This window comes from Hydrogenophaga defluvii, from assembly GCF_042665235.1.
In the GTDB taxonomy this organism is placed as follows: Bacteria; Pseudomonadota; Gammaproteobacteria; order Burkholderiales; family Burkholderiaceae_C; genus Hydrogenophaga; species Hydrogenophaga defluvii_A.
The window spans coordinates 1-26,592 of sequence record NZ_JBHTBZ010000008.1; the positions used below are offsets into that span (position 1 = coordinate 1).

Sequence of the window (26,592 nt, forward strand, 5' to 3'; positions counted from 1 at the left end):
CCCCGCGCACGGTGTCCGCCATCGCATGGAACGCTGTCCGCGATGGGAATGGAATCACTGTCCGCCATCAGTGGAATGCGCATCCGTGCTGACTGAATCGCACATACACCCCGTGTCAGCAAGTACGAATTGATGAGACCGGGCGTTCTGTAGGTTTCGGTCTTGGAGTCACCCGAGGGGCCGCAGGCCAGCCTTTGCTTCACATCCCTCCAATTGAAATCTGGCCCGCACGGACTGCCTCAACTGCCTCCAGGCGAACTTCCTCGCGGCTGCGAGCCGTTGCGACCGACTTCTGGCTGAACGGGATGCCAAAGCGAGCCCAGCGGTCCCACTCCGGAGACTTCTGTGCTTCCGCCAACTCAGCCTTCACTTCGGCACGACTCTTGGTGCCGGGCATGTGGTGGAGCTCAAAACCCGCGTCGCCGCCAACCCAGCGGGTACCACTGGTTGCGAATGCTGCGGGTGCAACTGCAATCAAGAGGGCAGCGGTAAGGGTCAGTTTACGAACTTGCATGACATCAACTCCTGTTGTGGTTTTCATCGCAACACCATCACCTGGTGACTGCGCGTGGCCGGGGTGACCACGGTTGAAATGTAAAAAGCTGACACCGTCAACAGGGTGACCCAAGAATTACGATTTCGTCACTCCCGATTGGGTCAACGTTAGGCAATCCATGTTTACGGCCAGGCGTTGACGGGCTGAAGCTATCGCAACAGCGGTCAACGCCAATGCGAGTCGCAAAACTCCTCCCTAGGACGTCACGGTTGAACCCAGGTTTTTCTGGCGATGAACCAGGTACCAAGCTGCGGGAATGACAAGCATGCTGAGCAAGGGCGCTGTCACCATTCCTCCCACCATCGGGGCCGCAATACGCGTCATGACCTCTGAGCCTGTCCCGGTGCCCAACAGAATAGGAAGCAGACCGCCCATGACCACGGCAACGGTCATGGCCTTGGGTCGGACACGAAGCACAGCACCTTCGCGAATGGCGCTGAGCAGCGTTTCATTGGTATCTGGCTCCCCGGCCGCAAGCCGCTGGGAATAGGCATTCTTGAGGTACACCAGCATCACGATGCCAAACTCAGCAGCCACGCCTGCCAATGCAATGAAGCCCACTGCGGTGGCCACGGAGACGTTGTGCCCGAGCGCCCAGACCAGCCAGAAGCCGCCCACCAGCGAGAACGGCACGGCAGCCATCACGAGGGCGGCATCCTTGAAGGAGCGGAACAACAAATACAGCAGCACGAAAATGACAGCCAGGGTGGCAGGCACAACCGTCTTCAGCCGTTGCGTTGCGCGCTCCAGGTATTCGAACTGCCCCGACCAGGATATGGCGTAACCCGCTGGAAGCTTGACCTCACTGGACACGGCCGCCTGCATGTCCGTGACAACTGAACGCAAGTCTCGGCCCCGCACGTCCACATACACCCAGCCGGACAGCCGTGCGTTCTCGCTGCGCAACATTGGAGGGCCGTCCTGGACAGTTACGCGAGCGACGTCCTGCAGGAGAAGTTGGGCGCCTTTTTCGGTGACAAACGGTAGCGTGCGCAACCGCTCCAGTGAGTCCCGAATCTCCCTGGGATAGCGCACGTTTATGGGATAGCGCTCCCGCCCCTGCACCACCTCACCGACGTTGTCCCCGCCGATGGCGGTCGACACGATGCTCTGGACATCAGCGACCGACAAACCGTACCTGGCAGCCGCAGTACGGTCTACATCCACATCGATGTAGCGGCCCCCGGTGAGGCGCTCGGCGAGCGCGGATGACACCCCTGGAACTTTCCTTACAGCGGATTCCACCTGACCTGTAAGTTGGTCGATAACCTTGAGGTCTGCACCAGCGATTTTGACCCCCACCGGACTCTTAATGCCTGTGGCCAGCATGTCGATGCGGTTGCGGATGGGAGGCACCCACACATTCGAGAGTCCTGGCACTTTCACCACCCGGTCCAACTCCTCAATCAACTTGTCCGGTGTCATGCCGGCGCGCCACTGCTCACGCGGTTTGAATTGGATGGTGGTCTCGAACATCTCCAGTGGAGCTGGGTCTGTGGCGGTATCGGCACGGCCGGCCTTGCCAAACACTCGTTCCACCTCGGGGATTGTTTTTATGAGGCGGTCGGTTTGCTGCAGCAAAGCAGAGGCCTTGGACGCCGAAAGGCCAGGCAACGCAGAGGGCATGTACAGCAAGTCGCCTTCATCCAGCGGCGGTAAAAACTCGCTGCCCAAGCGGGTCATTGGGATAAGCGTGAGCACCAACAAGGCAGCAGCAACAACCAGGGTCGCCTTCGGGAACCGAAGGACAACTTCGAGCACAGGTCGATATCCAGCCGTCAGAACCCGGTTCAACGGGTTCGACGCCTCAGGCGGAATTCGGCCTCTGACCAGATACCCCATCAACACGGGAACCAGCGTGACAGAGAGCACGGCTGCGGCCGCCATCGCATAGGTCTTGGTGAACGCCAGAGGCGAGAACAACCTCCCCTCCTGGGCCTCAAGCGTGAACACCGGGACAAAAGACAGGGTAATGACGAGCAGCGAGAAAAAGAGCGCCGGCCCCACTTCGATGGAAGCGTCCGCAATCAACTTCCAGCGCTCAGTGGTGGTCGGCCCACGCCCATTTGCATGCTCGAACGACTCAAGGTGCTTGTGTGCGTTCTCGATGAGCACGATGGACGCATCGACCATGGCGCCCAGTGCAATCGCAATGCCTCCCAGTGAGAGGATGTTGGCACTGACGCCTTGCCACTGCATGACGATGAAGGCCGCCAGAACGCCAATCGGTAAGGTCACCACGGCCACGAATGCCGACCGCAGGTGGAAGAGGAAAACGGCGCACACCAACGCAACGACCGCAAACTCCTCCATCAGCTTCCAACCCAGGTTTTCTACCGCGCGGTCAATCAGTAGCGAGCGGTCGTAGGTCGTCACCACTTCCACACCGGGTGGCAAGCTGGTTTTCAACGTTGCCAGTTTGGCCTTGACCGCCTCGATGGTGGTCCGCGCATTTTTGCCGGAGCGCATGACAATCACGCCCCCGGCGACCTCACCTTCTCCATCCAACTCGGCAATGCCACGACGCATCTCAGGACCCACTTGCACAAAGGCGATGTCGCGCAAGAGCACAGGTGTAGACCCGGTCACACTGATGAGAATGGACCTAAAGTCCTCCAACGATTGCAGGAATCCACGCGAGCGCACCATGTACTCGGCTTCGGCCAGCTCAACCACCGAGCCACCAGCGGCTTGGTTGGCTTTCTGAAGTGCCTCCGTCACCATGCTGTGGGTAACGCCCAGAGTGCGCATGCGGTTAGGGTCCAACACGACTTGGTATTGACGCACCATGCCGCCAATGCTGGCCACCTCCGCCACATCCGGAACGGTTTTTAGCTCGAACTTGAGAAACCAATCATTGAGCGAACGCAGTTGCGAGATGTCCTGTTTGCCGGTGCGGTCGACCAGGGCGTATTCGTAGACCCAGCCCACTCCGGTGGCGTCAGGCCCCAATGACGCGTTGGCTCCAGCTGGAAGGCGGCTTTGAACTTGGTTCAGGTACTCCACCACGCGAGACCTCGCCCAGTAGGGGTCCGTCTTGTCGTCAAACAGGACGTAGACGAAGGAGTCACCGAAGAAAGAATAGCCCCGGACAACCTTTGCCCCCGGAACACTCAGCATCGTGGTCGTCAACGGATAAGTGACCAAGTCCTCGACCACCTGAGGCGCCTTGCCTGGGTAAGGGGTTCGCACAATCACCTGGGTGTCGGACAGGTCTGGCAGTGCGTCCAGTGACATCCGGGTCATGGACCACACGCCCGCCAGCACCACAAACGCTGTTGCCATCAACACCAGGAAGCGGTTGCCGATGGACCATCGAATCAGCGCGGCTGTCATTTTTTCGCTCCCGTGGGTTGAACGGAAAGCAGCTCCCAGCCCCTCGCGCCACCCTTCTTGAACTGGAATTGGATGGTGTCGCCGGTTTTGAGCCCGGGGAAGTCCGTTGGCTTGGTTTTGCCAAATCCCATGGTCATCGATGGCCACTTGAGCGCTGGCACAGGTCCGTGCGAAATGGTGACGCCCTCCGCATCGATGTCTTCAACCTTGCCCTGAGCAGTGAACGTGCCGACAGCCTCAGGTTCCTTCGTTGGACCACTCACGGCCTCCTGACCAGACGGTGCGCTCATGCTGCCAAGAACGGATTTCAGTCGGGCCTCGGAGTCCACCAGGAACTGCCCGCTGACAACGACTTTTTCACCCTCGTGCAATCCGCTAAGCACTTCAAGCTGGTCACCCAAATCCGCGCCCAGGAAAACCGCACGTGGCTCAAATGCTCCATTGTCTTTTTGGGCAATCACAACGGCTCGCGTTCCGGTTCGGATGACGGCTTCGGTCGGCACGACCAGTCGCGTGGAAGTGGGGCCCGAGACTTGCAGCCGCAGCAACATGCCCGGCACCAGTCGCCCGCCCGGGTTGGGGACATCAAAGCGTGCCTGCACTGTGCGTGTACTGGCGTTGACCTGAGGCAAAATTTCCTTGAGCTGCCCCTCGAACGATTGGGAGGCATCCACCTGCGATGTGGCCCTGGCTTTCTGACCGCGGCGTAATCCCATGGCCTGGGTTTCCGGCACCTCGGCAACGGCCCACACTTTCTCCAAGCCGGCGATTCGAAACAGAGTTGTGCCCGGCGTGACGGCGACGCCGTCTCGAACGCCTAGCTCGGCAATCACCCCGCCGACCGGCGCAAGAACAGTAAATCGGGCTTGGGCGACGCCACTCGCTTCACTTTGAAGGAGCAGCGCATCCGGAATCGACAGCGCCCGGATGCGCTCGCGCGCCGCCGCAACCAGTTCCTCAGAAGCGCCTGCACGTTTCAAAGCCAAGTATTCGTTCTGAGGCCCCAGCCAATCAGGCGCAAAGATGGTAGCCAGCGCTTGTCCTCGGCGGACGTACTCCATGGGCGCACGAACCAGCAGTCGCTCAACATAGCCATTCACCCGAGTTTGGACAGCCTCGGAGAGGCGTTCATCAAACTGAACCGTGCCCACTGCATCCAACAAGTTGGCCACCTCGGTGCGCGTCACCGCTGCCGTCCGTATCCCCAGGTTCTGCTGAACGTCTGGGCTGACTTTTACACCACCACCCCCTTGGTCGTCGGCGAAAACCGGGACCAGTTGCATGTCCATGAAGGGCGACTTGCCGGGTTTGTCGAATCTCGGTCCAGGCACCATGGGGTCATGCCAATACAGGACCTTGCGCTCACTTGCAGCGCTTGCTGCGTTTGTGGGTTGTGCCAAGGGTGCGTTAGGCGGTTCGAGATGCGCCGCGCTCTGGCGGCCCAGCATGTACCCGCCTGCGACTAGAAGTACGCCGCTGAGAACAATAGCCGCGACATATGCGTGTTTCATTGGACACCTCCGGAAACTGGTTTGAATGCAAGCTGTGCCTGAACCTTTGCTAGGTCGCGCTGCATGCCTAGGAGCTTTCGCTGGGCTTGCACCTCGGCGTAGCGGGCCTCAAACAGGGCCATCAGTGGCACCTGATTGGAGCGATAGCCGGCCAGCGCAGCTTGAACGCGTTGTTTGACTGGGGAGATGACACCGGTTTGGTACTGCACGATGCGCTGGGACAACCGCTGTCCATCGCTGGTCAGGGTCCGAAACTCGGCCACCGCCATGCGAGTGGACTCATCATGGGCAGCAAGGGCCTTGTCCACGAGGGCCAGTTTTGAAGCGGTCTCCTGGTCTTGCCGCTCTCCAGGCGCAATAGGCAGCGGGATGTTCACCCCAACCGAGACCAGGTCCGAATATCCTGTGCGTTGGCCATAGGCGGCTTGCCAGGTCCAGTTGGGACTGCGGTTCGATGCCATGGATGCCGCTTCAGCTCGCGCCAGGTCGATGTCACGCTGAGATTGCCAAACGGCGGGATGTGCAGACACAAAGGCCTGCTCATTCATCGACGCCGGCAAAGTCGGCCTTTCCAAGCCCTCAGGACGCACGCCCACCCACCGCTGCAGGGCCGCCAGCGCAGATGCGTGCAACTGCTCGACCTCTGCGGAATCGTCGCCCGCGACACCACGGGCGGCAGTCAATTGCAGCACCTCCTGACCGCTTGCGCCCGCCGATGCAAAGCGGGCCTTGGCAGCTTCAAAGTCTTCAAGGGCGTAACGCTCGTTCAACTTCGTTAGAACCAGGACCTCACCTGCATAGAAAGCGTCCACGAAGGCCAGCGCAGCTTGAAGTCGCGAATCGGCGGCCGCAGCCAAAGCCGAGGCCGACTCGCGTTCTGCCATGGCCAGTGCTGAGGCTTGTCGCAGTGCCCGTTTCTCGGCAGACACCCACTCCTGGCTAATGCCCACCCGCTTCATCGTCATGGACTCTGCAGTGGTACGCATCCTGTCTGGACCCGTGACAGGCAAGTTTTCTATGCCGACGCTGAGCATTGGGTCGGGCAACTGTCCTGCTGCACGGGCCGTTTGAGTCGAAGCCAAAGCACCGGCGCGTGCGGCTACAACGGCTTGGGAGCGTTGGACAGCAAGCTCAAGTCCCTGCTCCAGACTGAGAGGGCTGGCCGAGACAACGGCCGGCATCATCGCAACCATGCTGATGGCTGCGGAATACAAAAGCGATTTCATGGGAACTCCGATGACAACAAAGCACTTGTGCACCAACGGCCAAGCCGTGGTGACGCCAATTGGTCAACGGAGTTTTCAGACCCGGAGTCTGAGAGTGGAGAGGAAAATGGGGTCTGGAGGCGGTCTCGCTTGACCAACCTCTGCACGGAGGATGGCGATGTCTTCAATCGCCTCTGTCAGCAGCGGGACAACAAGCGCCCACCACACCGCAGGCAGGCTGACGACTGGGACCAGCGGTGAATCCGACGATTGGGGTGCGTTCAGGCAATGCTGATGGCACAACACCGGTTGCCCAACATCCCGGTCCATCGCCATGGACTCGCAAGGTTCGCCTCGCGCCATGGACAAGGCCATCGCTTCGCTCTGGGCATCGGCTGTTGGTGGACATACATAGTTCGCCAGCACCAACTGCGAAAACAACAACGAAAACACCACCCAGAGGGTGATGGTCAGCCGTTGAGTTGCGCGTCGTGCCATGTCGAATTTGCTCGGGTCGGTCCAGTCTATTTCGGAGCTTTGAAAGGTTTCAAGGCGTGGGTAGGCATCGTACCGCTACCGCCCCATCGAGCGAAGCTGTTCGTGACTTGCATCCAGCGCCGGCAATGGAAAATGCAAGGAGAACGTCGTACGCTCAGCCTCTGATGCCACGTCAATGCGTCCATGGTGAGCCTGCATGATGGCACTGGTAATCGCAAGGCCCAGTCCCGCACCGTCGGATTCCGGCCGGGTTCGGGCCTTGTCCACACGATAGAACCGGTCAAAAAGTCTGGCCAGGTGTTCGCGCCCAATGGGAGTGCCTTTGTTGGAGACAGACAAGGTCACCTCGGTGCCCTTGGCTACCACCAACTCAATTCTGGTGTTCGTCTCTGCATGGCGCAGAGCATTCGAGAGCAAATTGCTGATGGCCCGACGAATCATCAGCCGGTCACCGATGACCTGACCATGGCCGTCAACCTTGAGTTCAATCCGAAGGTCCTCTGCCACGGCCTCATAAAACTCAAACAGCGCGGAGACTTCTTCCGACAGCTCCAACTTTTCTGGGTTGGGCAATGCAATCCCTCTGTCGGCCTTGGCTAGGAACAACATGTCTGAGACCATCCGCGCCAGGCGTTGGTATTCCTCAGCATTGGAAGCCAATGTGTCGCGATAGGACGCCGCATCACGCGGATGGGACAGCGCCACCTGGGTCTGTGTCAACAGGTTATTGAGTGGCGTGCGCAGTTCGTGAGCCAAGTCACCAGAGAAGTCCTGCAGTCGTACGAAGTCGGCCTCCAAGCGTTCCAGCATCTCGTTGAGGCTTGTCGCCAAATCAGCCATCTCCACCGGTACCTCATCCACGGGCATCCGGTGATTGAGCTTGTTGGCTGTCACCTTCATCGCCCGCTCCCGCATCACCCGCAAGGGACTGAGACCGGTTCGGGCAGCCCACCAGCCAAGGAAGCCGCTGAGCGCCGTGGCAAGCAACACAAAGACTGCCAGCGTCTTCGCCAGGGAGGTCTGAAACATGGTGTGGTGATGGGTCTCGACCGCCAGAACCAGTCGTGCTGCCACCGTTCTGGCCCCCTGGCTAGCGTCTCCATTGAGTTCAATGTCCTGTGACAGACCCCTGAGCGATTTGCCATTGACCACCCAGTCGACCAGTTGACCCGCACGCTCCTCGGCAGTGCTCAGGAGGCTTGGGACTTCCAACTCACCAGGCCCAAGAACAAGTGACTTTCCAGACCAGAGCTGCAGGTACATGCCATGGTGGCTTTCGGCAATTTCCTGGATGCGCTGTGAAACCTCTTCGAGGCCTTGCTTGCCCTTCGCTGAATCTTGAATGAGCTTCGCCTTCTCCAGCATGAAGGCCTGGTCCAGCTCGACGAAATGTTGGTGCGTTGTCATCAACACCAGTACCGCCAGCCCGGAAAGCACGGTCGCGGCAACCAACGTGTACAGCACGGTCAGCCGGACCGTCAAAGTTGACTTCATGGGCATCAGGCGGTCTCCGGCGCCTCAAGCACGTACCCCATGCCCCGGACTGTCTGAATGAGCTTTGTGTCGAAACCGTCGTCGACTTTCGCCCTCAACCTGCGCATGGCAACCTCGATGACGTTGCTGTCGCTGTCAAAGTTCATGTCCCAAACCTGGGATGCAATCAAGGAGCGGGGCAGCACCTCGCCTTGGCGTCGCATCATGAGTTCGAGCAGTCCGAACTCCTTGGCAGTCAGGTCAATCCGCTTTCCCGACCGGCTCACTCTGCGCCTCAATAGGTCAAGCTCCAAGTCCAAGACCTTGAGTTGGGTGGCTTCCAGGCCCTGGCGACCGCGGCGAAGCACCGTGCGCACACGTGCCAGCAACTCCGCAAATGAGAACGGCTTGACCAGATAGTCATCGGCACCGAGTTCAAGCCCTTTGACCCGGTCTTCGACCTGGTCCTTGGCTGTCAACAGCAACACCGGCATGTGTCGCCCGTTGGTGCGCCACGTCTTGAGCACCTGCCAGCCGTCCAGGCCAGGCAACATGACGTCCAGGATGACGAGGTCGTAGCTGACCTCCGCGCCCAGGTGAAGCCCATCCAAGCCGTTGGCCACGAGGTCCACAGTGAATCCCGCCTCACGCAAGCCTTGGCGCAGGTAGTCACCCGTCTTGGGCTCGTCTTCAACAATCAGGATTTTCACAGGTCAGCTCCGCATCGCACTACAGCGGCGAGTTTGCACCTGGAGCGGGTATCTCCGCCCCACATGACGGAAATGTAATCTTCCCGACAGCGCTGTGTAGCGGGAAGCCGTAGACACTGCGCACCTCGAAAGTTCATCGGATTTGTCGAAGGAGACCCTAGTGTCAAGAAAAATCGCAGTCGCCGGCACGAGTTGCCTGCTGGGCCTAGGTGCCCTGCTCACTGTCTCGGGAGTTCTCGCGCAACCTGCGGCTGGCGTCGCTGCCACAACAACCAATCAGGTGGGAGCACCTGCGCTGGAGTACGTGTCGCCCATCGGTGACTACAAGGGGTACGAACCCCAGTCCATCCAGTCCTGGAAAGAAGCTAACGACAACGTCGGGCGCATTGGTGGATGGCGAAATTACTCCCGGGAAACATCGCAAGGCCAGCCGTCGCCGTCTTCGCCGGCAGCGTCGGGCGGCAGCGCCCCGCACTCCAATCACCACGGGGATAAGAAATGAGAAGCCCTTTGACTGTGCCCGGATTCAAAGTCGCGCTGTCACTGATAGCCGTCGCCATATTGGCCGGATGTGCGTCCGTCAATCTTGAACAAACCCTGGAGAAAGCCAACGCTCAGACCGGGAATTTCACTGCTGGCCAATTGAAACTTTCGCAGACCGACCAGCAACGTGACGAGCGCCTGCAGGCCGCCTCAAAACTTCTGACTTCGGTCGTTGGCCAAAAAGAGGCCGTGCAGCTCGCACTCCTCAATAGCCCGTCTATGCAGGCGATGTTGGCTCAAAGCTGGGCAGATTCTTCGCTGGCAGCCCAGTCCGGCCGCATTTCCAACCCTGTTTTCAGTTTTGAGCGTGTCAGGGCGGGCGAGGAGCTGGAATTCGGGCGAATCCTCACCTTTGGCTTGCTCGACCTCATCACGTTGCCGTATCGCAAGGGCATAGCCGACCAGCGGATTGCACAAAGTCAAATCCGCTTGGCCGCTGAGGTGGTCGATAGGACCACCCAGGTCAGACAGAGCTGGGTGCGTGCGGTCGCAGCGAAGCAGTCACTTGCCTATGCCAAACAGGTTTACGAGAACGCCGAGGCAGGTGCAGAACTGGCCCGACGTCTTGAAGCGGTCGGCAATTTCAACAAGCTAGCTCGTGCACGCCAACAGACCTTCTACGCAGATGCCGCGACCCGACTGTCTGCTGCCCACCAACAAGAAATTTCTGCCCGTGAGGACCTGATTCGCCTGCTGGGCCTGGATGACAAACAGGCCGCACAGCTGCGGCTCCCAGACCGCTTACCTGACTTGCCAAAGCGGGCCCTTCAGCCAGCCGAAGTGGCAAAGGTCGCGAGCAATGGCCGTCTGGATATTCAGCTCGCACAGAGTGCCCTGAACGTCAGCGCCAAGGCCCAGGGCTTGGAAACCATCAACAGCTTCACCGACATAGAGCTGGGTGTGCGCCGTGACACGGTATTCGACAACGGCAGCGGCTCCAAATCGAATCCACGTGGCTACGAAATCGACCTCCGACTACCCATCTTCGACTGGGGAGGTATGCGCCGCGATGCCATGACAGCCCAGACGCTGGCAGCGGCAAATCAGCTGGAGGCAGTAACGCGTGCCGCAGGTTCGCACCTGAGGGAGTCGTATTCAGCCTACCGAACCGCCTACGACATCGCGCGGCACCACCGAGATGAAGTGGTACCTCTGCGCAAGGCCATCGCCGACGAAAACCTGCTTCGATACAACGGCATGCTCATCGGCGTCTTCGAGTTGCTCGCCGACTCCCGAGACCAGGTGTCCACCGTCATGGCGGCCATCGATGCCGAGCAGCAATTCTGGCTGGCAGACGCCAACCTCCAAGCGTCCTTGGTCGGACGCCCGACGGGCTTGTCCATCGCCAGTCCCGCTGCCGCGCAAAGCGGCGGTGCCGAAGGTCATTAAAAAATTCGGAGCACTCAAGTGACATCTAGACGAGATTTTTTCAAGTTTGCCGGCATTGCCGGAGGTGCGGTCGCAGCAGCCTCGGTCAGCAAGGTCGCCATGGCCGCCCTGCCAGAGCCGGTGATACAGACCTCGGCCGAAACCAGCGCACCACTGGTCCCCAATTTTGGGCGACCGTACAACCCAGTTGTGACACTCAACGGCTGGACCTTGCCTTGGCGGATGAACCAGGGGGTCAAGGAGTTCCATTTGGTCGCCGAGCCGGTGGTGCGCGAAATGGCGCCAGGCTTCAGCGCCCACTTGTGGGGGTACAACGGCCAAAGCCCTGGCCCCACCATTGAGGTCGTCGAGGGTGACCGCGTGCGCATTTACGTCACCAACAAGCTGCCGGAACACACCAGTATTCATTGGCATGGCCAACGCCTTCCCAACGGCATGGACGGCGTGGCCGGTTTGAACCAGTCAGCCATTTCCCCTGGCAAGACGTTCATGTATGAGTTCGTGGCGCGGCGGCCAGGTACCTTCATGTACCACCCTCATGCAGATGAAATGACGCAGATGGCAATGGGGATGATGGGCTTTTGGGTCACGCACCCCAAGGCCAAGAACCCGCTCATCGACGAGGTCCAACGCGACTTCTGCTTCCTGCTCAATGCCTTCGACATCGACCCTGGCAGCTACACGCCAAAAATCATGACGATGCTGGACTTCAATCTGTGGTCTTGGAACAGCCGCATCTTCCCCGGTATCGACTCGCTCAATGTGCGGCTCAATGACAAAGTGCGCATCCGCGTTGGAAATCTCACGATGACCAACCACCCGATTCACCTGCACGGGCACGAATTTCTCGTCACCGGCACAGATGGGGGGCCCACCCCAAAGAGCACCCGTTTGTATGAAGTCACAACGGACGTTGCCGTGGGTCAGATGCGCCAGATTGAGTTTCTTGCCGATGAAGAGGGGGACTGGGCATTCCACTGCCACAAGAGCCACCACACGATGAATGCCATGGGCCACGACGTCCCCACCCTGATTGGCGTGGACCACCGGGGGATGACTCAAAAGATTCGCAACCTCATCCCCGACTACATGGTGATGGGCGAGCGAGGCATGGCGGACATGGCGGAAATGGAAATGCCGCTCCCGGACAACACCGCTCCCATGATGACGGGCCAAGGACCGTTCGGGTCGGTCGAGATGGGTGGCATGTTCAGTGTCCTGAAAGTACGCAAAGACCAGAAGCCGGGAGATTACAAAGACCCAGGCTGGTTCAAGCACCCCGAAGGCACCGTTGCCCATGAATACACCGGCCCTCTTCAGGCCCCGGCCCGCTTCAAGTCAGAGGGTGGTCAATCGATGCCTCTGGCCGAGACGCCTAAGAAGCAAACCGTCGTGAAGGCCCGAAAGCCCACACGTCACACCGAGCATTGAACCTTCCCCGCCCAACCCACTAGAACCTGGAGAATTTATGAGCCTGAACACACGCGCTTTCACCCGTGCCGCCCTGGTAGCTGGACTCGCCATGTCTGGAGCTGCCTTTGCAGCAGGTAGTCACTCTGGCGGCCATGGACATGCGGACGAGGAGACCGCCATTGGCAAGCCAGGCGTTGCGTCAAAAGTCACCCGCACCATCACCATCGAGATGCGTGACACGATGTCGTACTCGCCCTCGGAGATCCAAGCGAAACAGGGCGAGACCATTCGGTTCGTGGTCAAGAATGTTGGCAAAGTCAAGCACGAACTCAGCCTCGGCACCGAAAAAGAGCTGCTGGAGCACCTGGAGCAAATGAAGAAGTTCCCCGACATGGAACACGACGAGCCAAACAAGGTCACTCTCGCGCCAGGCAAATCGGGGACCATCATCTGGCAGTTCTCCAAGGCTGGCAACGTCAACTTCGCCTGCCTGATGCCAAGCCACTACGAAGCCGGCATGAAGGGCATGGTCAAGGTCGCCAAGAACTGACACTGACCTATACCGTGAATGTTCTCCTCAACTTTTGAAGCCGACTACCCCATGAAAAAGTTAATCGTTCAAGCGGTCATGCTCCTGTCACTCGCATCAGGAAGCTTGCTCCCCACACTTGCTCAAGCCCAGGCCACGATGGACCACAGCAAAATGGACATGGCAAAGATGCCTTCCATGACCGATGGTGAGGTCCGCAAGGTGGACTTGGCCAACGGAAAAGTCACTCTCAAACACGGTGAAATCAAGCACATGGACATGCCAGGTATGACCATGGTTTTCACCGCCAAAGACAAGGCGCTGCTCACCGGTCTCAAGGTGGGCGATAAAGTGAAGTTCATGGCAGAAAACGCCAACGGCCAGATGCTCGTGATCGGGATTGAGCCTGCCAAGTAAGGCGGCGTGATGCTCGGCCTGTGAATTCAGGCCGTAGCGAAGCGGTGAAAGATCCGCACCTTCGAAAATCTTGCCTGCTTTGCAGATTAGATGAGAACGTGCCGGCGAGGTAAACCTCGACCCGCCGTCACTTGGTTCCAGCGGCGCGCAGATTTTCGCGGTGAGTTCAGCTCACTGTTGATACAGATTGTCCAAGCAGCTCAAATGGAAGAATATTGAATAGTTTTTTGCATCACTTCAAACTTGGGCAGTGCCCACGGTGATTCGGTGCTTTACCTCCGTGTGCTTGATGACATGAGTTAACCCTTGCAGATTCGGCATTTTCGTAGGATGAAGCAGCGCACCCGGCCAGAATAAGCACACCCAAAACAGCAGCGGTAAAAAAGATTTTTCGAGATTGCATGATCAAAAAGCTTTGCAAGTGGAGTTGCCTTGGGCGCTCCAAAAAGTGATTGCTGTAACCGGCCCGTTGGCTACGGGCCTATTCAGTACACATCTGCCTAATCTGGGGAGCCAACGGCGGGCATCAGATAAATGGCACGTCTCAAGATGCATTGCGTAGACCGACGCGCATCATTTGTCACCGGTGGGCGGCAGGGTGCCAACTTGACGAGCCCGCTCCAATTCAGCGATCACTTCGACGCGCGATTTGGGAGGACCATCAGCTTTGATCGGCAAGAAAACCCCACGCTGCATCAGCGTCAACGTGCCATCTTTGCGAGCTGCCTCCAGTTCTGCATTTACCTCGGCGCGACTTTTTATCGAGGCAACGTGGTCTGGGTGGAAGGTGACGCCGGCGTCACCGCCAACATCGTGCGTGAATGAGCTGGCTTGAGCGACAAGGGGAACGCTCAGGGCAAGACTGGAGACGAGAGACAACACGCGCAGTGCGTTCATAAAAGTCCTTTGAAGAGTGAGTAGGTGTGGCTGATTTGCAGCATTGCCATGAGGCATCGCCATGGTAGGAAATCCGTTCTGACAGAGGATGGTCAAGAAAATGACAATCCAGACACCTTGGTGTGCAGCCTCACTTCGCTTCCTACAATCGGCGCCTATGAAGATTCTGGTGATCGAAGACGAAGTCCGGCTCGCGGCCTACCTACAGAAGGGCTTGACCGAGGAAGGTCACGTTGTTGAGGTCGTACACAACGGTGTAGATGGCCTGCACTTGGCAATGGAGGGGCAATTTGACTTGGTCATACTCGACAGCATGCTGCCAGGGCTGGATGGTTTGAGCCTTCTTGCCGCACTTCGCCAGACCAGATCCATCCCGGTTCTGATGCTGACAGCACGTGGTCGGGTGGAAGACAGGGTTCAGGGACTGAGGGCAGGTGCGGATGACTACTTGGTCAAGCCTTTTGCGTTCTCGGAGTTGGTTGCTCGCATCGAGGTGCTGCTCAGGCGCCATCAACAGGTTGTCGCTCCAACGAACCATCTGCTCTGCTTGGGGGGCCTGGAGGTTGATCTGTTGCGCAGAAAGGCGACTCGTGCTGGTCAGCGCCTGGACCTCACAGCCAAAGAATTCAAGCTACTCGCACTGCTTCTGCGCAGAAAAGGAGAGGTGTTGAGCCGGACAGAAATCGCCGAACAGGTCTGGGATGCCAACTTTGACCATGGAACGAACGTGATCGACGTTGCCATACGACGCTTGCGCAACAAGCTCGATGGTCCATTTCCCATGCCGCTTTTGCACACCATTCGAGGTGTGGGTTATGTGCTTGAGGAGCGCGACGAGTGAAGTCTGTCGTGTCACTCGGGTATCGCCTTTCTGGGTGGCTCATGGTCTTGAGTTTTGCGGGACTGGCTGCGGTTTGCGTCATCGTCTATGGGGCGATGGCCTACAGCTTCAGAGTCCAGCAAGACGACATGTTGCGACAAAAGGCGACGCAGGTGCATCACCTGCTGACGGAAGCGACAACCAATGTAAATCCAGCGTTGAAGCAACACAAGCTTGACGACTTCCTGGTTGGGCACGCGAACCTCTGGCTCACTTTGCGAGATCGGGAAGGGCGTATTTACTACGAAAAACGTCCAAAAAACTTGCCCATAGAGAACTTGCGAACATTGCGTTTCGACGTCGCGCCGTCTGACCTATCGGACATGAAGTTGGCGGCAACACTGACATTGGACACGCGAGATGAACAACGCTTGTTGCAGCGGGTTGGACTGATCCTGATTGCGGCTGCGGGATGCGGCGTTGGCGTGATCGGTGCCGGGGGGTTTTTCCTTGTGCGAGCAGGATTGAGGCCAGTTCGACACTTGGCTGACCAGACGGCGAAGCTTGCAGCTGACACCTTGCATCATCGATTGGATGGCTCGACACAGCCGGCGGAGCTGGTGCCGCTGGTCATGCAATTCAACGAACTGTTGACGCGACTGGAGCGCGCTTACGAGCAACTAGAAAATTTTAACGCCGACGTGGCGCACGAACTTTGTACGCCCTTGACCACCTTGATCGCAAGCACAGAGTTAGCCATCCGCAAGCCGCGCGGGCAGGAGGAACTACGCGAGGTGCTCGGCACAAATCTTGAAGACCTGCAACGCATGGCGACCATTGTTCAGGACATGTTGTTCTTGTCCCGCGCGGATTGCGGCGCATTGGCACGCAGAGTTCCGGTGGAAAGTCTTGCAGCAATCGCTGCTGCGGTGGCAGAGTACCATGAAGCCTCCCTGGATGAGGCGGATCTCCATCTGCGAATACTGGGTGATGGCGCCGGTGAGTTTGATGTTGGACTCCTGCACCGGGCAATATCCAACTTGGTGAGCAACGCGACTCGCTACGCTGATAGCGGAACAATCGTGGAGATACACATTGCTGCGCTGGGTGACGAAACTCGCCTGACGGTGGTAAATCGTGGGGCAGCCATTGAGCCCACACAATTGCCCCACGTTTTTGATCGTTTTTATCGAGGCGATTCAGCTCGATCCGGATCAGATCAAAACCACGGACTCGGACTCGCCATAGTCTCGGCCATCGCACGCATGCATGGTGGGACGGTTTTCGCTGCTTCCGAGCGCGGGTTGACATCAGTTGGCCTAACACTAAAACATCAGGCACAACAGCCTGTCGAGACGGCAAAACCCCATAACTCGGCCGCACAGCGTCGAGGCTCGAAGCCGAGCCACACCACCACCGACTAGACTACTGGGTATGCATCGTATTTGCGTGATCGTCCTGCTCGCCTTGTTGCCGTTCCAGTTCAGCTGGTCGGCTGTGGCGTCGTACTGCGACCATGAGACGCAGGTGGGTGCTGGACACTTTGGTCATCATGTGCACCAGCACGACGCGGATACTGGGCTGGACACCGATGCGGCTTCCACATCGGATGGGACCAGTGACACTTCGATTGTGACGAAAGCTGACAAGTCACTTGGTGCCACGGACCTGGATTGTGGGCATTGTCACGGCTACTGCAGCGCGATGTTGTCCGCTGCGCCGGGTGTTCCCCTCGTCTTCGCTGCGGGGCGGCCCAAAACTTCCCTCACCGAAGGGGGCGCTACCCGCGCGCCAACCCAACCCGAGCGCCCTCAGTGGTCGCCACTCGCCTGATCGGCGAGACGGGTCTCTTCCTTCTCTGAAGCCCGTTCGCGCCTGGGTGTGCGTCGCAGAATGCGGTGTCACCAGGTTCGACGCGACCCTCTGGTCGCTGCTTGCCGATCTCCCGGGGTTTGTTTTCAACACTGGAGTATCGGATGACATTGGGATATCGAACGACTATTTGGCGACTGCGTGCCAGCGTATTGGCAGCAGCGGTTTTCAGCAGCGTGGCCGCGCAAGCACAGGTGCCCCTGGCGATTGCAACGCCCGCACCTGCGGTGGCGCCTCTGAATCTGAGGCAGGTTTTTGAAGCCGCCTGGGCACGCCAACCCGAGGCAATGGCCTTGCAGGCGCGACGTGATGCAGCACGCGCGCAACAAAATGCCGCTCAGGCTTGGACGCCTGAATCTGCTGCCCTGGAGCTCGCATACAAGACCGACCGCTTCAACCGCAACCAGGGCGCACGAGAGCTTGAGGTGGGCGTCTCTGTGCCGCTGTGGCTGCCTGGCGAGCGCAGCCGCAGTGCTGCACTGGCTGAGGCAGAGGGCGCGGCCGTTGAGAGCCGAGCCACAGCCGCGCAACTGCGTATCGCCGCCACTGTCCGCGAAACCTGGTGGCAGTGGCAGCGTGCACGCATCGATGTCGATATTGCCCGCGATCAACTGGACAACAGCCGACGCCTCGCTGCTGACGTGATCAGGCGAGTACGGGCTGGCGATTTGGCGCGAGCCGACCAACACCAGGCTGACGGCGCCGTGGCCAGCGCGGAAGCCAACATGGCGCAAGCGGAGGTCAACCTCGCAGCAGCCAGACAGCAACTGCATGCACTTGCGGGCGCAGCCCCTCTCGCGAATGAGGCCACTGACGCCGTTTCAGAGCCGGACGCCAGCGCGGCCACGGCCGACGTTGAAGCGAATGCCGCTCTGCAAGAACTGAAAGCCAAAGCCACAGTCGCTGAGCGGACAGCGGCACTGACCGCTGTCCAAACTCGCGTCAACCCGGAGCTGACGCTAACGACCACACGTGACCGAGGTGGTTTCGGCGAAACCTCCCAGCAGACTCTCGCGGTTGGTGTGCGCATCCCCTTTGGCGGTGGCCCACGACACGATGTTCGCACAGCCAACGCGCTCGCAGACACCACTGAAATCCAAGCCCAGTTGAGCCTGGAACGTGGCCGTCTGGCCGCAGAGCGTGAAGCCGCCAGGGTGCGGGTGGATGCGTCTCGTAGCCAGCTTGCTGCGGCCGAGCGACGCGTCGTGTTGGCTCGCGAGTCGCGCGGCTTTTTCGACAAGTCTTTCCGGCTGGGCGAGACCGACTTGCCAACGCGGCTGCGCATCGAGGCGGAGGCCGCCGAGGCTGAGCGGCAGGCGGCTCGCAACCGCATCGAGCTCGCGGCAGCAATCTCCGCCTGGCGCCAGTCCCTCGGTCTTCTGCCCCAGTAACCCGTCCTGGATGCGCCTGCCGTGCCGTCATTCCATTCACTTACGAAACCCTCCATGAAACACTCAAAAATTCCGGTTGCACTTTTGTGTGCGGCCCTCTTCTCAGCATGGCCCGCCTGGTCCGGCGAAGGCCATGACCATGGTGACGCCGCTCCCGCGACCGTTGGCCAGGCGCTCCCACGTTTTGCCGCAGTGTCCGAGACCTATGAGCTTGTGGGCGTTCTCAGCGGAAAGCAGATCACGCTTTACCTTGACCGCTTCGGTGACAACCGTCCGGTGCGTGACGCGCAGATCGAAATCGAGATCGGCAGCACCAAGTTCAAGGCGGAGAAACAAGGCGAAGACGAGTACGAGGTCATCTTGCCCGAAGCGCCCAAGCCCGGCGTTCTGCCAATCACTGCCACGGTGACCGCTGGCAATGAGGCCGACCTTCTGGCTGGAGAGCTCGATATCCACGAGGAAGCGCACGCCGAGGACGCTGTTAAAGCGCATTCGTGGACGAAATACGTCGGCTGGGCATCTGGTGGCGTGGCCGCGTTGGCCTTGCTTCTCTGGGGTATGCGCCGTGTGATCGGTGCACGCAGCGTTCGCGTTGGAGGTGCAGCATGAAGCGCACTTTGATCGCCACCAGTGCAGGGCTGCTCATCGCGTTGGCCAGTCTCACGTCGGTTCATGCGGGCGAAGGCCATGACCACGGCGGTGGGCCTGCCACGCCCAGCGCAAACGGACCACAGCGCCAGCCCGATGGCAGTGTTTTTCTGCCCAAACCTGCGCAACGCCAGCTTGGAGTGCGCACCGTTGTCACCGAAGCAACCGAACTGCCGCGCACGCTGGAGTTGAGTGCCAAAGTGATGATGGACCCCAATGCGGGCGGCAAGGTGCAGGCGCTGAACGCCGGTCGGATCGAGCCAGGACCGCGTGGCCTGCCCAACCCCGGGCAAGCCGTGCGCAAGGGCGAGGTGCTGGCCTACGTTGCATCGTCAGCGGCACCCATTGAACGCTCCAACCAGGCCGCACAGCTGGCCGAGCTGCGCGCCGCCAAGACGCTGGCCGACAAGCGCCTGGCACGACTGCAAGAACTGGCCGACACGGTACCACGCAAGGAGATTGAAGCAACCGAAAGCGAAGCGGCCAGCCTGTCCGCTCGCATCGCAGCCGTTGGCGGTGGTTTGTCCAGTCGCGAGGCGTTGCTTGCCCCCGTGTCTGGTGTGATTGCTTCGGCCAACGTGGTGGCTGGTCAGGTGGTCGATGCGCGTGAGTTGGTTTTCGAGGTCGTGGACCCCTCGCGTCTGCGCATCGAAGCATTGGCTTTCGATGCCACCATCGCATCCAACATCGGCGGTGCCTCCATGGCCGCTGGAGACCAGCGCGTGCCGCTCACCTTCATCGGCGCCTCGCGCAGCTTGCGTGAGCAGGCGCTTCCTTTGACTTTCCGAGCCCAGGGCGCCTCACTGGATCAGTTGGCCGTCGGCCAGCCGGTGCGTGTGTACGTGCAGACCAAGGCGAAGGTCAAGGGCATCGCAGTGCCAGTGGTCGCACTGATGAAGAACCCAGCCAACCAGACGGTTGTCTGGGTCAAGACCGCCCCAGAGCGCTTTGAACCTCGCACTGTCACCACCGAGCCGCTGGACGGCGTGAATGTCGCGGTCACCTCGGGCCTGACCTCCGGCGACCGTGTCGCGACGCAAGGTGCCACCTTGATCAACCAGGTGCGCTGACATGTTCAAGTGGCTACTCGATAACAGCCTGACCAACCGCCTTCTGGTGATCATCGCCAGTGTGGTCCTCATGGCCTATGGCGCGTTCACGCTGTCCACCACCCCGGTGGACGTGTTTCCCGACCTCAACAAGCCGACCGTCACCATCATGACCGAGGCCGGCGGGATGGCCGCCGAAGAGGTGGAGCAGCTCATCACCTTCCCGCTTGAAACGACCATGAATGGTCTACCAGGTGTGGAATCGGTGCGCTCCACTTCATCAGCCGGCCTGTCCTTCCTCTACGTCACCTTCAACTGGAGCACCGACATCTTTCGAGCCCGGCAGCTTGTGTCGGAGCGGTTGTCGTCGATGGAAGAAGGCCTCGCCGAAGGGGTGATTCCGCGCATGGGGCCCATCAGCTCGATCATGGGCGAAATCATGCAGATTGCCATCCCCGTCGATCCGAGCAAGATCAGTTCAATGGCGGTGCGCGAGTACGCTGACTGGGTGTTGAGGCCTCGGCTGCTTTCCGTCCCCGGTGTGGCGCAGGTCATCCCGATCGGCGGTGAGGTCAGGCAGTTCCAGGTGCAGCCCAACACCAGACGCATGGCGGAGCTGGGAATCACACATGAGCAACTGGAAGGGGCGCTGAAGGGCTATTCGAGCAACACCTCCGGCGGCTTTTTGGAGCTCAATGGGCGCGAGTATCTGATCCGCAATCTGGGCCGCACGTCACGCCTGGATGATCTGAGCAACCTGGCATTGACCGCCAAGGACGGGCAGCCCATCCTGCTGCGCCAAATTGCCGAGGTCACGTTTGCGGCGGCGTTCAAGCGTGGCGATGCGGGCTTTGAAGGCAAGCCGGCCGTGATTCTCGGCGTCCAGAAGCAGCCCACGGCAGACACCATCGCCCTCACGAAGTCCATCGAAGACGCGCTGGTGGGGTTGAAAACGTCGTTGCCAGCCGGTATGGAAGCGCCACGTGTGACCTTCCGCCAGGCCAGCTTCATTGAGGCCTCCATCACCACCTTGCAGGGCAAGCTAATTGGCGCATCGGTTTTCGTCGCGTTGATCCTGTTCTTCTTCCTGGGCACCTTGCGCCCGACCATCATCGCGTTGACAGCGATACCTGTGTCGATCTTCATCACCGCGTTGGTCTTCAAGTATTTTGGACTGTCGATCAACACCATGACGCTCGGGGGCTTGGCCATCGCGATTGGCGGCCTGGTTGACGATGCCGTGGTTGGCGTGGAGAACGTGCTTCGGCGGCTGAAGACCGACAGAGCCAACCATCCTCACAGCCGATTGCACCCGATTGAGCTGGTGGCGCACGCCACGATGGAAGTGCGGTCGGCCATCCTCTATGCGACTGTCATCATCGTCCTGGTCTTCATTCCACTGTTTGCGCTGCCTGGGCTGGAAGGCAAGCTGTTTGTGCCACTGGGGATCGCCTTCATCGTCTCGACGCTGGCCTCGCTGATCGTGTCAGTGACGGTGACCCCTGTGCTCAGCTTCTACCTGCTGCCACGCATGAAGAACCTGGAACATGGGGACACCAAAGTCCTGGCCTGGTTGAAGGCACGCTATCGCAGCAGCCTACAGGGTGTGCTGGATCGGCCCAAGGCGGCCATTGCGGTCGCCGGTGTGACCGTATTGATGGCTGCAGCATCGGTGCCGTTTTTCCCCACGACCTTCCTGCCGCCTTTCAACGAGGGCACGCTGCTCATCGGCCTTCGGCTGAACCCGGGCGTCACGCTCACGGAGTCGACGGCCCTGGCACGTCAGGCCGAGGTGCTGGTTAGCCAGGTGCCAGAAGTGACCCACGTCGGGCGTCGCAGTGGCCGGGCCGAATTGGACGAGCATGCCGAAGGTGTGCACGTCAGCGAACTGGATGTGGGCCTCAAACCCACCGGCGAGTTGACCCGCAGCATGGACGAGATCAAGGCCGACATCCGCGCCCGGCTGGTGAACCTGCCCGCTGCGCTGGAGATCGGTCAGCCCATCTCGCACCGGATCGATCACATGCTCTCAGGAGTGCGCTCACAAATTGCCATCAAGATTTTCGGCGAGGATCTCGATGCCCTGCGAGGGCAGGCTGACGCGTTGCGCGCGAAGCTGGCGACCATCCCGGGCATCGCCGATCTGCAAATCGAAAAGCAGGTGTTGGCACCGCAGATCAAGGTCCGCATCGACTACGCAGCCGCCGCGCAGTACGGCGTTCCAGCGCCTCAGGTGCTCTCAGCGCTACAGGCATTGGTCGAGGGCGAGAAGGTCACGCAGATCGTTGAGGGCAGCCGACGCTTCGCGCTGGTGGTGAAGCTGCCGGAATCGGCGCGCTCCGTGGAGGGACTTGGCCAAATCCTGATCGAAACGCCGAACGGCCGCATCCCGCTGTCCAAGATCGCCACCATCGAGGATGGTGACGGCCCCAACCAGATCAGTCGCGACGATGGCAAGCGTCGCATCGTGTTGTCGGCGAATGCGTCGGGGCGCGCGCTGTCGGAAATCGTGGCCGACATCCGCAAGATCGTGGCAGAGACCAAGTTGCCAGAAGGCTACTTCATCACCCTGGGTGGCCAGTTCCAGGCGCAGGAGGAAGCTTCGCGCCTGGTCGGCCTGCTGTCCATCGTGTCGCTGACCTTGATGTTCGTTGTCCTGTACAGCCGCTACAAGTCGGCAGCGCTGTCCGCGTTGATCATGGTGAACATCCCGCTCGCGCTGGTCGGCGCGGTGATCGGTCTGTGGTTGTCGGGTCAGCCCTTGAGTGTGGCAGCCTTGGTTGGTTTCATCACGCTGGCCGGCATTTCGGTGCGCAACGGCATCCTGAAGGTCAGCCACTACATCAACCTCATGCGCTTCGAGGGCGAGTCCTTCGACCAGCAGATGATCATGCGTGGCTCCCTGGAACGGTTGAGCCCCGTGCTCATGACGGCACTGGTGACGGCATTCGCATTGGCGCCGCTGCTCTTCGAAGCAGAACAGCCTGGCACCGAGGTGCTGCACCCGGTGGCTGTGGTGATTTTCTCTGGTCTCATCAGCTCGACGCTGCTCGACACCTTCCTCACGCCTGCGATGTTCTGGCTGTTCGGACGCAAGCCCGCCGAAACGCTGATGAACGACAAGGACGCCGAGGCACTTTGATCTTTTACCCACGCGCATCACCCATACCGAAAGGATTCTCATGAAGACACAAGCCCTTCTCGCCTCCCTCGCCTTGACCTTGGCCAGCACGGCCTTTGCGGCCGGCGATAAGCACGACCATGCCCACGAGCACAAGCCGCTGCACGGCGGTGTAGTGGTCGAAATCAAGGACATCGACTATGAGCTGGTCGCCAAGCCGACCGTCATTCAGTTGCACCTGCGCGACCATGGCAAACCAGCAGACGTGTCAAAGGCGACCGCAAAGGTGACGTTGTTGAGTGGCACTGAGAAGCAGGAGGTTGAGCTCAAGCCCGCCGGTGACAAGCTCGAAGCAACGGGCAGTTTTAAAGTCGGGGCAGGCACCAAGGCCGTTGCCGTGGTTTCCGTCGCAGGGAAGGCGTCGACTGTGCGATTCAGCATCAAATAACACGCAGCGACCGCATCAACGGCAGTCCGTCAGCAGTGAGAGCGTTGGGGCTTTGCCACTTGACATTGAAGTCACCACAAGGTTTCCAATTCGGCCATGAAACAAGAATTCAACACCTCTCCAGACGTCGATGATGCCAACGCATGCTGCTCAACTGGCTGCTCTGGCCGTGCCCCCTCGGCCAGTCCCCCGGCCAACGGCGGGGGCCGGGGGAAGGTGTTCCGAATCGCAACGATGGACTGCAGCGCCGAGGAAGCGGAGATTCGCCGGGCACTTGAGCCTCTGGATGGCATTCGCTCCCTGGGTTTTCAACTGGGCGCTCGCACGCTGAGCATTGATGCCATTGAGAGCGTGTATCCCTTGGCACTGGCTGCTATTCGCAATGCGGGCTTTGACCCAAAGCCCGTGACTGCGACGGCAGGTTCCCCTGGGGCGCCGGCAGGCGGTCATGCAGAAGGCGACGAACATGCGCATGGCTTCTCTGGCGGGATTTCTCGTCTGGTGGTTGCTCTTGTGTGTGCCACGGGGGCGGAGTTGCTCTCCTTTTTTGCGCCCGATCAAACCCCTTGGAAGGTAGCTGGCCTGGTGATTGCCGGGCTGGCTATCTGGCTTGCAGGGCTCGAGACCTACAAAAAGGGAGTCGCGGCATTGCTGCGCGGCAAGCTCAACATCAATGCACTGATGGCGGTGGCCGTCACAGGCGCGTTCCTCATCGGCCAGTGGCCTGAGGCGGCCATGGTGATGGCTCTCTATGCCATTGCCGAGCTGATTGAAGCCAAGGCCGTTGACCGCGCCCGCAATGCGATCAAGGGATTGCTGGAGCTTGCACCTGAAGAGGCTTTGGTGTTGGGCTCCAGCGGGGACTGGAGCTTGGTCCCGGTCGCTGCGGTGGCCATCGGGGCAACCGTGCGCATCAAGCCCGGTGAGCGGGTTCCGCTCGACGGCACGGTGACCAAGGGGAATGGAGCGATCAACCAGGCTCCGGTGACTGGAGAAAGCATCCCTGTGGACAAAGGCCCAGGGGATCAGGTCTTCGCCGGCACCATCAATGAGACGGGGGAGCTGGAGTTTGAGGTCACTGCCTTGTCCAGCAACACCACGTTGGCAAGAATCATTCAAGCCGTGGAGCAGGCGCAAGGCACGAGAGCGCCGACCCAGCGGTTCGTTGATCGGTTCGCTGCCATCTACACGCCTGCCGTCTTCGCCATCGCAGTGGCGGTGGCGCTTCTCACGCCTTTTCTGCTGGGGTTGACTTGGCTGGAGGCGCTGTACAAGGCGTTGGTCCTGCTCGTGATCGCCTGCCCTTGCGCCTTGGTCATTTCCACACCCGTCACTGTGGTCAGCGGACTTGCGGCCGGCGCTCGCCGCGGAATATTGATCAAAGGTGGGACCTACCTGGAGGAAGCCCGACTCTTGAAAGCCGTGGCGTTGGACAAGACGGGCACCATCACCGAGGGCAAACCCAAACTGGTGCAATGGCGCGTTTGGGGTGGCGGCGATGAGGCAACCGCGCAGACAATGGCAACCAGTTTGGCCATGCGCTCCGATCACCCGGTCTCCAGGGCGATTGCCAACGGTATCCCGACTCAAGGGCCCGAGGTCCAGAACTTCAAGGCCCTGCCTGGGCGTGGTGTCGAAGGCGTGGTCAATGGCGTGCGACTGTTGCTAGGCAATCACCGTCTGATCCATGAGCAGGGACTGTGCACTCCCGACCTGGAGGTGGAGCTTTCCATCCACGAAAAGCAAGGCCGAACGGTGACGCTTTTGGCTGATGATTCCCGCGTTCTTGCGCTGTTTGCTGTTGCTGACACGATCCGTGAGTCCTCGCGGCAGGCGGTTGCCGATCTCAAGGTACTGGGCGTCACCCCAGTGATGCTGACCGGGGACAACACCGCCACGGCCAGGGCAATCGCCGCGCAAGCCGGCATCGAAGATGCGCGCGGTGACTTGTTGCCCGAGGCCAAGCTTGACGCGATCAAGGAAATGCAAAAGCGCTATGGCGCCACCGGCATGGCAGGCGACGGTATCAATGATGCCCCAGCCTTGGCTCAAGCCGACATTGGCTTCGCCATGGGCGGCGCTGGAACCGACACAGCCATGGAAGCTGCTGACGTTGTCATCATGAATGACAATTTGCAGCGCGTTGCAGAGACTGTGAAGTTGTCGAGGCGTACCTACGCCGTGCTCTGGCAGAACATCACTCTGGCACTTGGAATCAAGAGCGTGTTTCTGGTGCTGGCTGTGTTTGGCACTGCAACCATGTGGATGGCGGTGTTTGCTGACATGGGCGCGAGCCTGTTGGTGGTTGCTAACGGCTTGCGGCTACTTCGTGAGGCACGCGTAGAGGCATCTTCTGTATCCCATCGTTGACGAGCCACGAGGAACGTTCATCCCTGTTTGGGGACGTACCCGAATGCAATCACTGGACGACTACGCTTTGGGTTGGAAAGCGATGACGGCCATGCCCAGAAGCGTGAGTGCCACGCCCAACCAGTCCGAGGTGGACGGGCGTATGCCATCAACCGACCAGAGCCAAGCGAGAGCGACCGCCACATAGACCCCGCCATAGGCGGCATAGACTCGCCCAGACGGCGCCGCGTGCAGGGTCAGCAGCCATGCGAATGTCGCCAGGCTCAACGCAGCAGCAGGCAAGAGAAGCCATCCCGAGCCTTGACCGCGCAGCCACAGCAGCGGCAAATAGCAACCGACGATTTCGGCGATGGCTGTGGCGAGGTAGAGCAGCAGTGTCTTCATTCCAGCGACAGG

At 59.9% G+C, this 26,592-nt stretch carries 21 protein-coding genes; 12 read left to right on the top strand and 9 right to left on the bottom strand.

Annotated features, from left to right (window positions below; translation table 11 throughout):
- Positions 1-199: 199 nt before the first annotated feature.
- From ACFQU0_RS02880 to ACFQU0_RS02910, 7 genes are all read right to left on the bottom strand, one after another.
- Positions 200-541 carry a DUF4148 domain-containing protein gene (locus ACFQU0_RS02880; RefSeq protein ID WP_382198615.1) on the bottom strand — a complete coding sequence of 114 codons (342 nt, stop codon included), beginning with the start codon at positions 539-541 and terminating at the stop codon, positions 200-202.
- A gap of 210 nt (positions 542-751) precedes the next feature.
- Positions 752-3,892: an efflux RND transporter permease subunit gene (locus ACFQU0_RS02885; protein WP_382198616.1), complete on the bottom strand. Its 3,141-nt coding sequence runs from the start codon at positions 3,890-3,892 to the stop codon at positions 752-754.
- Positions 3,889-5,403, bottom strand: a complete 1,515-nt coding sequence (locus ACFQU0_RS02890; protein WP_382198617.1) for an efflux RND transporter periplasmic adaptor subunit — start codon at positions 5,401-5,403, stop codon at positions 3,889-3,891. The genes ACFQU0_RS02885 and ACFQU0_RS02890 overlap by 4 nt, the downstream gene beginning before the upstream one ends.
- Positions 5,400-6,629 carry a TolC family protein gene (locus ACFQU0_RS02895; protein WP_382198618.1) on the bottom strand — a complete coding sequence of 410 codons (1,230 nt, stop codon included), beginning with the start codon at positions 6,627-6,629 and terminating at the stop codon, positions 5,400-5,402. The genes ACFQU0_RS02890 and ACFQU0_RS02895 overlap by 4 nt, the downstream gene beginning before the upstream one ends.
- 75 nt (positions 6,630-6,704) lie before the next feature.
- Positions 6,705-7,106, bottom strand: coding sequence for a hypothetical protein (locus ACFQU0_RS02900; protein WP_382198619.1), 402 nt, complete (start codon positions 7,104-7,106; stop codon positions 6,705-6,707).
- 75 nt (positions 7,107-7,181) lie between these two features.
- Complete coding sequence (locus ACFQU0_RS02905) at positions 7,182-8,606, bottom strand: heavy metal sensor histidine kinase (protein ID WP_382198620.1); 1,425 nt, start codon at positions 8,604-8,606, stop codon at positions 7,182-7,184.
- Complete coding sequence (locus ACFQU0_RS02910) at positions 8,606-9,289, bottom strand: heavy metal response regulator transcription factor (protein ID WP_382198621.1); 684 nt, start codon at positions 9,287-9,289, stop codon at positions 8,606-8,608. The genes ACFQU0_RS02905 and ACFQU0_RS02910 overlap by 1 nt, the downstream gene beginning before the upstream one ends.
- Before the next feature lie 498 nt (positions 9,290-9,787).
- Here ACFQU0_RS02910 and ACFQU0_RS02915 point away from each other — a divergent pair, with 498 nt between their 5' ends.
- From ACFQU0_RS02915 to ACFQU0_RS02930, 4 genes are read left to right on the top strand one after another with little or no spacing between them, the layout of a single operon-like run.
- Positions 9,788-11,221 carry a TolC family protein gene (locus ACFQU0_RS02915; protein ID WP_382198622.1) on the top strand — a complete coding sequence of 478 codons (1,434 nt, stop codon included), beginning with the start codon at positions 9,788-9,790 and terminating at the stop codon, positions 11,219-11,221.
- Positions 11,222-11,239: 18 nt separating this feature from the next.
- A complete protein-coding gene (locus ACFQU0_RS02920) occupies positions 11,240-12,652 on the top strand; it encodes a multicopper oxidase family protein (RefSeq protein WP_382198623.1) in 1,413 nt (470 codons plus the stop codon).
- A 37-nt stretch (positions 12,653-12,689) separates the two neighbouring features.
- A complete protein-coding gene (locus ACFQU0_RS02925) occupies positions 12,690-13,184 on the top strand; it encodes a cupredoxin domain-containing protein (RefSeq protein ID WP_382198624.1) in 495 nt (164 codons plus the stop codon).
- 51 nt (positions 13,185-13,235) lie between these two features.
- Positions 13,236-13,580, top strand: coding sequence for a copper-binding protein (locus ACFQU0_RS02930; protein WP_382198625.1), 345 nt, complete (start codon positions 13,236-13,238; stop codon positions 13,578-13,580).
- Between the two features lie 573 nt (positions 13,581-14,153).
- On the opposite strand, the gene ACFQU0_RS02935 is transcribed toward ACFQU0_RS02930, so the two are convergent.
- Entirely contained in the window at positions 14,154-14,477 is a 324-nt protein-coding gene (locus ACFQU0_RS02935; protein ID WP_382198626.1) for a DUF4148 domain-containing protein, read from the bottom strand.
- A 157-nt stretch (positions 14,478-14,634) separates the two neighbouring features.
- On the opposite strand from ACFQU0_RS02935, the gene ACFQU0_RS02940 reads away from it, so the two are divergent.
- The 8 genes from ACFQU0_RS02940 to ACFQU0_RS02975 all read left to right on the top strand — a co-directional run bounded on the left by ACFQU0_RS02940 (position 14,635) and on the right by ACFQU0_RS02975 (position 26,196).
- On the top strand, positions 14,635-15,318 hold the full coding sequence (locus ACFQU0_RS02940) for a heavy metal response regulator transcription factor (RefSeq protein ID WP_382198627.1): 684 nt from the start codon (positions 14,635-14,637) through the stop codon (positions 15,316-15,318).
- Complete coding sequence (locus tag ACFQU0_RS02945; protein ID WP_382198628.1) at positions 15,315-16,721, top strand: heavy metal sensor histidine kinase; 1,407 nt, start codon at positions 15,315-15,317, stop codon at positions 16,719-16,721. Before ACFQU0_RS02940 ends, ACFQU0_RS02945 begins: the two co-directional genes overlap by 4 nt.
- Before the next feature lie 552 nt (positions 16,722-17,273).
- Positions 17,274-18,560: a TolC family protein gene (locus tag ACFQU0_RS02950; RefSeq protein ID WP_382198688.1), complete on the top strand. Its 1,287-nt coding sequence runs from the start codon at positions 17,274-17,276 to the stop codon at positions 18,558-18,560.
- A gap of 54 nt (positions 18,561-18,614) precedes the next feature.
- Entirely contained in the window at positions 18,615-19,169 is a 555-nt protein-coding gene (locus ACFQU0_RS02955; RefSeq protein ID WP_382198629.1) for a hypothetical protein, read from the top strand.
- Positions 19,166-20,278, top strand: a complete 1,113-nt coding sequence (locus ACFQU0_RS02960) for an efflux RND transporter periplasmic adaptor subunit (protein WP_382198630.1) — start codon at positions 19,166-19,168, stop codon at positions 20,276-20,278. The genes ACFQU0_RS02955 and ACFQU0_RS02960 overlap by 4 nt, the downstream gene beginning before the upstream one ends.
- A 1-nt stretch (position 20,279) precedes the next feature.
- Positions 20,280-23,399, top strand: coding sequence for an efflux RND transporter permease subunit (locus ACFQU0_RS02965; protein WP_382198631.1), 3,120 nt, complete (start codon positions 20,280-20,282; stop codon positions 23,397-23,399).
- A 40-nt stretch (positions 23,400-23,439) separates the two neighbouring features.
- Positions 23,440-23,826: a hypothetical protein gene (locus tag ACFQU0_RS02970; RefSeq protein ID WP_382198632.1), complete on the top strand. Its 387-nt coding sequence runs from the start codon at positions 23,440-23,442 to the stop codon at positions 23,824-23,826.
- 96 nt (positions 23,827-23,922) lie between these two features.
- Positions 23,923-26,196, top strand: coding sequence for a heavy metal translocating P-type ATPase (locus ACFQU0_RS02975; RefSeq protein WP_382198633.1), 2,274 nt, complete (start codon positions 23,923-23,925; stop codon positions 26,194-26,196).
- Between the two features lie 60 nt (positions 26,197-26,256).
- Here ACFQU0_RS02975 and ACFQU0_RS02980 read toward each other — a convergent pair whose 3' ends face one another.
- Positions 26,257-26,580, bottom strand: coding sequence for a YnfA family protein (locus tag ACFQU0_RS02980; protein WP_382198634.1), 324 nt, complete (start codon positions 26,578-26,580; stop codon positions 26,257-26,259).
- Positions 26,581-26,592 lie beyond the last annotated feature (12 nt).